The following is a 10,000-nucleotide window of genomic DNA, read 5'->3' on the forward strand; positions in this document are numbered from 1 at the left end:
GTGGACAGCCATACTTCTGAAATATGGCAGCAAATTTTATCCATCATCCAAACCAAGCTAAGCAAGCCGAGCTATGATACTTGGTTCAAAGCAACCAAAGCGGTCTCCATTACCGATCAGACTATCGTCATTTCCGCACCGACCACCTTTGCCGTGGAATGGCTTGAGAGCCGCTACACCAAGCTGGTAGCAACAACCGTCATGGAAATTATGGGCAAGCAGGTTGATGTCTCCTTTGTCATCGAGGAATCTAGGCCGAGTGAGCCCAGCCTTCCCCAGACCCAGACGCCACCTCCCGTTCCAAGTGAAGATACGATATCCCATATGCTTAATCCGAAATATACGTTCGATACGTTCGTGATTGGTTCAGGCAACCGGTTTGCGCATGCGGCTTCGCTTGCTGTAGCTGAAGCCCCGGCCCGTGCGTACAACCCTCTTTTTTTGTATGGGGGAGTAGGACTTGGCAAGACGCATCTCATGCACGCGATCGGGCATTATATTCTAGAGCACAGCCCCAGCAGCAAGGTGGTATATATCTCTTCCGAGAAATTTACGAATGAGTTCATTAACTCCATCCGGGACAACCGGGCAGAGAGCTTCCGTAACAAATACCGGAATATAGATATTCTGCTGATCGACGATATTCAGTTCCTGGCCGGCAAAGAGTCCACCCAGGAGGAGTTCTTCCATACGTTCAATGCGCTGCATGAAGAGCGCAAACAGATTATTATCTCAAGTGACCGTCCGCCAAAAGAAATTCCGACACTCGAGGAGCGGCTCAGATCAAGGTTCGAATGGGGGCTTATTACCGATATTCAGCCGCCGGATCTGGAGACCCGGATTGCGATCCTTCGGAAGAAGGCGAAGGCGGAGAATCTGGATATTCCGAACGAGGCAATGATGTATATTGCGAATCAGATCGATACGAATATCCGCGAGCTGGAAGGGGCATTGATCCGCGTTGTTGCGTATTCATCGCTAATTAACCAGGATGTAACTACGCATTTGGCAGCTGAAGCACTCAAGGATATCATTCCTTCCAGCAGACCCAAGATGATCACCATCCAGGATATTCAGCAGAAGGTCGGGGATTACTACAATTTGAGGATGGAAGACTTCAAAGCCCGCAAACGGACCAAAGCTATTGCTTTTCCGAGGCAGATTGCGATGTATTTATCCCGGGAATTAACGGATTATTCACTTCCTAAGATAGGAGAAGCCTTCGGAGGGCGTGACCATACCACCGTCATTCATGCTCATGAGAAGATTACCCAGCATTTGAAGGTTGATCAGGAGCTGTACAAAATCATTAATACCTTAACGGAGAAAATCAAAAATTCCTCCTAATCATATGGAACTTAGCTAGTCAAAATTCAGCAAAAAACCACAAAAGCCTATGCACAATTTATACACATGTGAATAGGCTTCGTTTTATGTCTTTAGCCTGGTTATCCACATATTCAGGCCCCCTACTACTTCTATAATTAATTAAAAGATATACTTCTTCATAAAAAGTGCGGATAAATTATCCCCAAACCACTTTAAAACGGCAGCCCCAAAAATCAGCTTACACAAGCTTATGCCATAGATTTCACACTTATGCCTCATAAACACGTTTAGGAGTTGAAAACATGAAAATTCGCATCTTAAAAAATGATCTTAATGAATCCATCCAGCATGTATCCAAAGCTATTTCCAGCCGGACAACGATCCCTATTCTTACCGGCATTAAACTGGAAGTGAATTTTCAAGGGGTTATTCTGACCGCAAGTGATACGGATATTTCCATCCAGGCTTTTATTCCTGCTGAAGACGACAAGAAGACGATTGTTCAGGTGGAGCGTCCGGGTAGTGTTGTACTTCCGGCCAAGTTCTTTGTGGAAATTATTAAGAAGCTTCCATCACAAGAGATCGAGATGGAGGTCAAAGAGGGATTTCAGACCTTTATCCGCTCAGGCTCTACAGATATTCAGCTCGTCGGTCTGGATCCGGAAGAATTCCCGGTTCTGCCAAGCATTGAGGAGGATCAGGTGATCTCCATCCCCGGTGATCTTCTTCGGAATATGATTAGACAGACGGTGTTCTCCATCTCCACTCAAGAGACAACGCCTATTCTTACCGGGGTTCTATGGAATTTGAGTGATAACCTGTTCAAGTTCGTGGCTACAGACCGTCACCGCCTAGCCAGCCGGACCGCACCGCTTGAAGATGCCGATAATGTAAGATTCAGCAATATTGTCATCTCAGGCAAAACGCTGAACGAGCTTAGCAAAATCATTCCAGACCAGAACACACGCGTGGATATCGTTGTAGCCGATAATCAGGTGTTATTCAAAATTGACCGGGTATTGTTCTATTCACGTATATTAGACGGAACCTATCCCGATACTTCTAAAATTATTCCGACCAACTACAAGACGGAGCTTGTACTTGATACCAAGAAGTTAAGCGAGTCCATTGACCGGGCATACCTTCTCTCGCGCGAAGAGAAGACCAACATTGTCCGCCTTCAGACGCTCGAAGATGGTACAATAGAAATTTCCTCTAGTTCATCCGAGCTGGGTAAAGTCACAGAGCAGCTGGAGGTTGCTGAGTTTAACGGTGATCCGCTGCGCATCTCTTTCAACTCCAAATATATGCTTGATGTGCTCAAGGTCGTGGAGAGCGAGCAGCTTCATATCGGCTTCACCGGCCCGATGAGTCCAATTATTGTGAAGCCGGTGGATGAGAGCCGGAGCCTATACTTGATTCTTCCTTACCGCACGACCAACTAAAAAAAGTTATGCACCTGTTGATAACTGCAGGAGAAAGGAATTTATCATGAATGAGGTACTTATCCACAGTGAATATATTAAGCTGGATCAATTTCTGAAGCTGGCTGATTGCGTGCCGACAGGCGGGATGGCCAAAGCTCTGCTGCAGGATGGCGCAGTCAAGGTGAATCAGGAATTAGAGGAACGCCGGGGGCGTAAGCTGTACCCGGGAGATGTTGTCGAGGTGGAAGGCTGCGGGACGTTTCAGGTTGCGGCTAAGTAACAATCCCTGATAATCGGTGTTACTGCCTGGCATAGGCAGCGTAAGATGAGGGGGAACCGTTCAATGTTCGTCAAAAGTTTAAGCTTGCAGTATTTCCGTAACTATCAGGAACTCAATCTCGGCTCCTTCGGAAATGTCAATTTAATGATTGGCCGTAATGCCCAAGGGAAGACAAATCTTCTGGAAGCGATCTTCGTGCTGGCATTAACCAAGTCACACCGGACCTCCAAGGACAAAGAGCTGATCGGTTTCCAACAAAATGCGGCCTTGCTTGCTGCTGAGGTAGATAAGAAGTATGGGGCTGTTAACTTGGAGCTAAGACTTTCTTCTCAGGGCAAAAAGGCGAAGATTAACGGCCTTGAGCAGCGTAAGCTGAGTGATTTTGTCGGAGCGCTGAATGTGGTGATGTTCGCGCCGGAGGACCTCGAAATTGTAAAAGGGACACCAGGAATCAGACGAAGATTCCTCGACATGGAGATCGGGCAGGTTACCCCCAGCTATTTATATCATCTGCAGCAGTATCAGAAGGTGCTGGTTCAGCGCAATAACATGCTCAAGCAGTCCTGGGGTGGAGGCAGTGATATGTCCACCATGCTTGAAATATGGAACGAGCAGCTTGCAGAGCACGGTGTTAAAATCATTAAGAAACGGAAACAATTCATAAGAAAACTGCAGAAGTGGGCTTCAGATATTCATCAGGGAATTACGAATGGAACCGAGAGGCTGGAGCTGACCTACTTGCCTTCTTTTGGAGAGGCTGAGGAAGAAGATGAAGCTGTCTTATTGCGGCAGTTTATGATAAAGTTATCACAAATGAAGGATCAGGAGATACGGAGGGGCATGACTCTGGCGGGACCGCACCGGGATGATCTAGCCTTCTATATCAACGGCAATGAAGCACAAGTGTATGGATCGCAAGGCCAGCAGAGAACAACGGCGCTCTCTCTTAAGCTAGCAGAGATTGAGCTGATCCATGAGGAGATCGGTGAGTATCCCGTTCTTCTGCTCGACGATGTTCTCTCTGAGCTCGATCCTTATCGGCAGACCCAATTGATCGAGACTTTTCAAAGCAAGGTACAGACGTTCATTACCGCCACGGGCATAGAGACGATTAATGCCGGCAAGCTTAAGGACGCCAGCATTTATCATGTTCATGAGGGACAAGTAAACAGCTAGGATGGAGGGGCAAGATGTACATTCATTTAGGCGGAGAGAAGATTATTTCATCTCCTGAGCTTGTTGCTATTTTTGATATCTCTATCGAGAAGTCTTCGAAGATATCCAAGCAGTTCGTGACCCATGCCCTGAAGAACAAGCAGGTGGTTCACATCAGTGAGGAAGAACCGAAGTCCATTGTGGTGACCAAGCAAACGGTGTACTATTCCCCCATCTCCTCAGCAACGCTGAAGAAGCGCGCCCAACAATTTTTTGCGAATGCGTGAGGTAATAACTGAATCTCAATAAAAGAAGCAGGTGAAAGCATGTCGATGAATGAACAATCCTATGATGAAAATCAGATACAGGTGCTCGAGGGCCTGGAGGCCGTTCGCAAACGTCCAGGTATGTATATAGGTTCAACCAGCTCCAGAGGTCTGCATCATTTGGTATGGGAGATCGTGGACAACAGTATCGATGAGGCCTTGGGAGGCTATGCTGACCATATCGACGTGATCGTGCATCAGAACAATAGTGTAACGGTCATCGATAACGGACGCGGCATACCTGTCGGTGAGCATCCCAAGCTGAAACGTTCAACCTTGGAAGTGGTTATGACTGTCCTCCATGCCGGAGGCAAGTTCGGCGGCGGCGGGTACAAAGTATCCGGTGGTCTGCACGGTGTGGGCGTATCCGTAGTCAATGCTCTTTCCGAGAAGGTGATTGTCGAGGTTAAGCGTGACGGACATATTTATCAGCAGGAATACCGCCGCGGGGCACCTCAATATGACATCCGTATTATCGGTGATTCCGAAGAGACGGGCACGAAGACTACGTTCACCCCAGATCCGGAGATTTTCACGGAGACTACAGTGTTCGACTATGATATTCTCCTTACTCGTATCCGTGAGCTTGCATTCCTGAACAAAGGAATCTCTATCTCTCTGCACGACGAACGGACCGGGCAATCCAACGCGTTCAAATACGAAGGCGGAATCAGTGAATACGTCCAGTTTCTGAATCAGAACAAAGAGGCACTTCATGAGACACCGATCTATGTAGAAGGCGCAAGAGACATGATTCATGTAGAAGTCGCACTGCAGTACAATGACAGCTATACAGAGAACATTTATTCTTTTGCTAATAATATTAATACCCATGAGGGCGGAACCCATGAGTCCGGCTTTAAGAGTGCGCTCACCCGGATTATTAACGATTATGCCCGTAAATATAATCTGATCAAGGACAGTGACTCCAATCTTACCGGTGATGACGTTCGGGAAGGTCTGACCTCCATTATCTCCGTCAAGATTCCTGAGCCGCAGTTTGAGGGACAGACGAAGACTAAGCTCGGCAACAGTGAAGTCCGTGGTATTGTAGAGTCTCTATTTGCCGAGAAGCTGCAGGAATTTATGGAGGAGAATCCATCTGTAGCCAAACGTATATTGGAAAAGGCTCTCCAAGCCTCCCGCGCGCGTGAGGCAGCTCGTAAAGCACGGGAACTGACACGGCGCAAGAGTGCGCTGGAAGTCAGCTCACTTCCGGGTAAGCTTGCTGACTGTTCATCCAAGGATGCCGCAATCAGTGAACTCTACATTGTCGAGGGTGACTCTGCCGGCGGATCAGCTAAGCAGGGACGTGATCGTCACTTCCAGGCCATTCTTCCGCTGAGGGGTAAGATCTTGAACGTGGAGAAAGCCCGCCTTGACCGGATACTTGGCAATGCCGAGATCAGAGCGATTATAACAGCCCTCGGTACGGGCATCGGTGATGACTTTGATCTTGCCAAGGCTCGCTATCACAAAGTCATCATTATGACGGATGCGGATGTCGATGGAGCTCATATTCGGACCTTGATGCTTACTTTCTTTTATCGCTATATGCGCAAAATTATCGATGCGGGTTATGTCTACATTGCCCAGCCGCCGCTGTTCAAAATTGAACGTAACAAAGTGGTGCGCTACGCAGGTTCCGAGAAAGAACGCGACGAGATTATTGCTGAGTTTGGCGAGAATGCCAAATTCAACATCCAACGTTATAAAGGTCTCGGTGAGATGAATGCTACCCAGCTCTGGGAGACAACCATGGATCCGGAGAGCCGGACTATGCAGCAGGTATCCATTGCGGATGCAATCCAGGCAGACGCGATCTTTGATACGCTAATGGGTGATAATGTTGAGCCACGGCGTGACTTTATTCAGGAACATGCCAAGTATGTGACCAATCTCGATTTTTAATTCACGAAAGCTGCTGCCCAGGCTGCAATTTTCTGAATAATTTTTATAGCATAAAATCTGCAGCCCAGGCTGCATTTTCATGAATATTTGCTCCAAGAAAACTGCAGCCCAGGCTGCAGTTTTTTTATAATTGTGACTCTTAGGACGTCGCCTTGCTCTTCCTTAGTCTACCGTAATGGACGGCGTACCGCCTGATCCGCTTATATATCTTTTTATCTTTGAGGTCTTTGAAGGGGAACAGTGCCGGCATGGTGTTCACTTCAAGTATCCATGCTTTAAAGCCGCTGTCTACAGCAATATCAAGGCCAAGCTCTTTGAGCTTAGGATAAGAGTTCTGCAGCTGGTAACCTACCTGCGTACCTATTAGCCGAAGCTCGGAGAGCAGCAATTCAAGCTGCTTCTCGTCCATATGATGACTTAGGAGCCGTTCAACCGGGTAAGAGGTGCCTCCACCATGGTGATTGGTAATAATCTTCTGCAGGGCGCCCAGACGAGCGATAAAGCCGGTGGTCTCCCACTCTCGTCTTAAATTCTTTTGTACCAATACTCGGATGTCGAATTTCCGCCTGTGGTAAGTTAGGAGATGGATGCCTTGCTGAATCAGATAATTGCGTCTTTTAATTTTGTCCATTAGCGCAGAGTATAGTTCTTCAAAGGTCATGTAAGTTTGACCCTGAATTCCAAATCGCAGCTTATAGGTAGGGGCGGGACTCTCCATGACCGGGTTTCCTTCGGGTGGTATTTCCCCACTTGCATCTAATGCCTCTTGATCCAATTCCGCACTCATCACTCCAATTCCGTAAGTCCCTCTGTCTGGCTTGATGTATACAAGGCCGTACTGGTGAATCATAGCTCTTAGGTCCTCGAAAGAGAACTTTCGGGTTTCGGGGATGTATGGCTGCAGATTTGACTGCTGCAGGAGAATCTGTGTTTTTCTCCATTTGCTTGCTATTCGTTGAATGCTCAATGTCAGCTTCCTTCCTTTCATTTCTAGGAGAATGGCCATCTACTGGAGATGAAAAACATAGGACAGAAGAGAAAAACAATGATATAATTATAGGATGTGGGGATTTTTCAAGTTTTTTAAGGAATGAAGAAATGCCTATATCCTAATGTATGTGAAAGGTGAACAATGGGAGTGGACACATCCCCATTTATCACCAAACGCGGGGAGTAGAAGGTCTACTGGCTATCAACGTTTAATTGTGCTTGATTTGTGAAAGTAATATAATAAATGTTGGAGCTTTCCTGCGTTTCATGCTCTCTTTGAGCTCTTTCTATACATAGGAGAATGAATATATGCAGTTTTATGAATCATTAATTTTATTTTGTTAATTGGAGTGAACTGTAAGTCCTTAGTCCTCACTCCATACCATACAGAGATTAATTAGGCATGGGTAAGATATTTAAGGAGGTCCAGCATGGCGGAAGAGCAGAACTCGCAAATTATAGATCGGGATATTGGTGTGGAAATGCGGGAGTCCTTCATGGACTACGCAATGAGCATCATTGTTAGCCGTGCCCTGCCGGATGTGCGGGATGGGCTAAAGCCGGTTCATCGCCGTATTCTATACGCAATGAGTGATCTTGGCATGTCGCCGGACAAGCCATACAAGAAGTCAGCCAGAATCGTTGGCGAGGTTATAGGTAAGTATCACCCTCACGGCGATAGTGCGGTTTATGAATCCATGGTACGTATGGCACAGGACTTTGCAATGCGCAATATGCTTGTTGATGGACATGGCAACTTTGGTTCGATTGACGGCGATATGGCAGCAGCAATGCGTTATACCGAGGCTCGTCTCTCCAAGATCGCTATGGAGATGCTTCGGGACATCAACAAAGAAACTATTGATTTCATGCCGAACTATGACGGGGAAGAGCACGAACCTGTGGTGCTTCCTGCCCGGTTCCCTAACCTTTTGGTCAATGGGGTTACAGGGATTGCAGTCGGTATGGCTACGAATATACCCCCTCATAACCTTGGAGAGGTCATTGATGGTGTACAGGCCCTTATTAAGAACCCGGAGATTACCTCGCTTGAGTTAATGGATTATATCAGCGGCCCGGACTTCCCGACGGCCGGGTTCATTCTTGGACGTTCTGGAATACGTCAAGCCTACACAACGGGCCGCGGCTCCGTAACGATGCGGGCTAATGCAACGATAGAGGAGAACAACAACAAGGCAAGAATAATCGTTCACGAGATTCCATACCAGGTTAACAAGGCGCGTTTGGTTGAGAAGATTGCCGAGCTCGTTCGGGAGAAGAGAATCGAGGGAATCACAGATCTGCGGGACGAGTCTGACCGTAATGGTATGCGTATTGTGATTGAGCTGCGCAGAGATGTCAATCCGAATGTGGTACTCAATAACTTGTACAAGCATACGTCTATGCAATCTACTTTCGGGATCAACATGCTGGCCATTGTTAACAAGGAACCAAAGATTCTGACGCTGCGTGAAGTACTCCATTACTATCTGCAGCACCAGATTGAAGTTATTCGCCGCCGGACCGAATTTGACCTGAAGAAGGCGGAGGCCCGGGCTCATATTCTCGAGGGTCTGCGGATTGCTCTGGATCATTTGGATGAAGTCATCAAGCTGATTAGAAGCTCCCAGACTGGAGAGATTGCAAGAGAAGGCTTGATTGAGCGCTTCGGATTAAGTTTTGAACAGGCACAGGCTATCTTGGATATGCGGCTTCAGCGCTTGACCGGACTTGAGCGTGAGAAGATTGAGAATGAATACAATGAACTTCTCCAGAAGATTGCGGAATACCGTGAGATTCTTGCCAATGAGCACCTTGTACTGGAGATTATTGACGGAGAACTTCAGGAAATCAAAGACAAGTATGCAGATGAGCGCCGCACAGTAATTACCATTGGCGAAGAGAGCATTCTGGATGAGGATCTGATTCCACGTGAAGATGTGGTAATTACGATTACTCATACAGGCTACATCAAGCGTCTGCCTGTATCGACTTATCGTAGTCAGAAGCGGGGCGGCCGCGGGGTCATTGGTATGGATACGAAGGACAGTGACTTTGTTGAACACTTATTCGTAACGAACTCCCACCATTACCTGATGTTCTTCACGGACAAAGGTAAGGCTTATCGGATCAAGGCATACGAGATTCCGGAGCTGGGACGAACAGCTCGTGGAACACCAATCATCAACCTGATTCAAATCGAGCAGGGGGAGACTGTTAATGCGGTTATTCCTGTAGAGAAGTTTGAAGAGGACAAGCATTTGTTCTTTGCGACAAGACTGGGTATCGTCAAGAAGACCCCGCTGGATGATTATGTGAACATCCGTAGAGGTGGACTTATAGCTATTAATCTTCGGGAAGATGATGATCTTATCGAAGTGAAGCTGACCCATCCTGGTCAGGAACTGATCATGGGTACTGCTCAGGGAATGTCTATCCGCTTCGCTGAGAGTGATGTCCGCTCCATGGGAAGAAGTGCAACCGGAGTTAAAGGGATTACACTGGATGCCAATGATCAGCTGATCGGCATGGATATTGTGGATCCGGAACGGGATGTCCTTATTGTAACTACCAAAGGATAT

The 10,000-nt window shown here is 47.2% G+C and carries 9 protein-coding genes (1 of these 9 cut by a window edge); 8 read left to right on the forward strand and 1 reads right to left on the reverse strand.

Annotation, left to right across the window (positions count from 1 at the left end; all coding sequences use genetic code 11):
* The 6 genes from dnaA (at nucleotide 1) to gyrB (ending at nucleotide 6,428) form a co-directional block, all read left to right on the forward strand.
* The gene (gene dnaA / locus LDO05_RS00005) at nucleotides 1-1,347 is read left to right on the forward strand and encodes a chromosomal replication initiator protein DnaA (protein ID WP_251376845.1); all 1,347 of its coding nucleotides are present in this window, start codon (nucleotides 1-3) and stop codon (nucleotides 1,345-1,347) included.
* A 284-nt stretch (nucleotides 1,348-1,631) separates the two neighbouring features.
* The gene (gene dnaN, locus LDO05_RS00010) at nucleotides 1,632-2,774 is read left to right on the forward strand and encodes a DNA polymerase III subunit beta (RefSeq protein WP_251376847.1); all 1,143 of its coding nucleotides are present in this window, start codon (nucleotides 1,632-1,634) and stop codon (nucleotides 2,772-2,774) included.
* Nucleotides 2,775-2,820: 46 nt separating this feature from the next.
* Nucleotides 2,821-3,036: a S4 domain-containing protein YaaA gene (gene yaaA / locus LDO05_RS00015; protein WP_276575526.1), complete on the forward strand. Its 216-nt coding sequence runs from the start codon at nucleotides 2,821-2,823 to the stop codon at nucleotides 3,034-3,036.
* Between the two features lie 63 nt (nucleotides 3,037-3,099).
* Nucleotides 3,100-4,212: a DNA replication/repair protein RecF gene (gene recF, locus LDO05_RS00020; RefSeq protein ID WP_251376848.1), complete on the forward strand. Its 1,113-nt coding sequence runs from the start codon at nucleotides 3,100-3,102 to the stop codon at nucleotides 4,210-4,212.
* Between the two features lie 14 nt (nucleotides 4,213-4,226).
* Nucleotides 4,227-4,478: an extracellular matrix regulator RemB gene (remB, locus tag LDO05_RS00025; RefSeq protein WP_251376849.1), complete on the forward strand. Its 252-nt coding sequence runs from the start codon at nucleotides 4,227-4,229 to the stop codon at nucleotides 4,476-4,478.
* 39 nt (nucleotides 4,479-4,517) lie between these two features.
* Entirely contained in the window at nucleotides 4,518-6,428 is a 1,911-nt protein-coding gene (gene gyrB / locus LDO05_RS00030) for a DNA topoisomerase (ATP-hydrolyzing) subunit B (protein WP_251376851.1), read from the forward strand.
* Nucleotides 6,429-6,567: 139 nt separating this feature from the next.
* Here the strand turns inward: gyrB and LDO05_RS00035 are convergent, their stop codons facing one another.
* Nucleotides 6,568-7,416, reverse strand: coding sequence for a YheC/YheD family protein (locus tag LDO05_RS00035; RefSeq protein WP_251376852.1), 849 nt, complete (start codon nucleotides 7,414-7,416; stop codon nucleotides 6,568-6,570).
* Here LDO05_RS00035 and LDO05_RS00040 point away from each other — a divergent pair.
* Nucleotides 7,323-7,541: a hypothetical protein gene (locus LDO05_RS00040; protein ID WP_251378795.1), complete on the forward strand. Its 219-nt coding sequence runs from the start codon at nucleotides 7,323-7,325 to the stop codon at nucleotides 7,539-7,541. The two genes, LDO05_RS00035 and LDO05_RS00040, sit on opposite strands and share 94 nt — an antisense overlap.
* A 308-nt stretch (nucleotides 7,542-7,849) precedes the next feature.
* Nucleotides 7,850-10,000, forward strand: partial view of a DNA gyrase subunit A gene (gyrA, locus tag LDO05_RS00045; RefSeq protein ID WP_251376853.1) — the 5' portion only. 387 nt of this gene lie beyond the right edge of the window; only the first 2,151 of its 2,538 coding nucleotides appear in the window; its start codon is at nucleotides 7,850-7,852; its stop codon lies beyond the right edge, outside the window.

This window comes from Paenibacillus sp. YPG26 (genome assembly GCF_023704175.1).
In the GTDB taxonomy this organism is placed as follows: domain Bacteria; phylum Bacillota; class Bacilli; order Paenibacillales; family Paenibacillaceae; genus Fontibacillus.

What these genes read in the sequence shown, in the direction of transcription:
- dnaN (WP_251376847.1), top strand. Translation starts at nt 1,632, where the DNA reads ATGAAAATTCGCATCTTAAAAAATGATCTTAATGAATCCATCCAGCAT.
- yaaA (WP_276575526.1), top strand. Translation starts at nt 2,821, where the DNA reads ATGAATGAGGTACTTATCCACAGTGAATATATTAAGCTGGATCAATTT.
- recF (WP_251376848.1), top strand. Translation starts at nt 3,100, where the DNA reads ATGTTCGTCAAAAGTTTAAGCTTGCAGTATTTCCGTAACTATCAGGAA.
- remB (WP_251376849.1), top strand. Translation starts at nt 4,227, where the DNA reads ATGTACATTCATTTAGGCGGAGAGAAGATTATTTCATCTCCTGAGCTT.
- gyrB (WP_251376851.1), top strand. Translation starts at nt 4,518, where the DNA reads ATGTCGATGAATGAACAATCCTATGATGAAAATCAGATACAGGTGCTC.
- LDO05_RS00040 (WP_251378795.1), top strand. Translation starts at nt 7,323, where the DNA reads ATGGCTGCAGATTTGACTGCTGCAGGAGAATCTGTGTTTTTCTCCATT.
- LDO05_RS00035 (WP_251376852.1), bottom strand. Translation starts at nt 7,416, where the DNA reads ATGAAAGGAAGGAAGCTGACATTGAGCATTCAACGAATAGCAAGCAAA.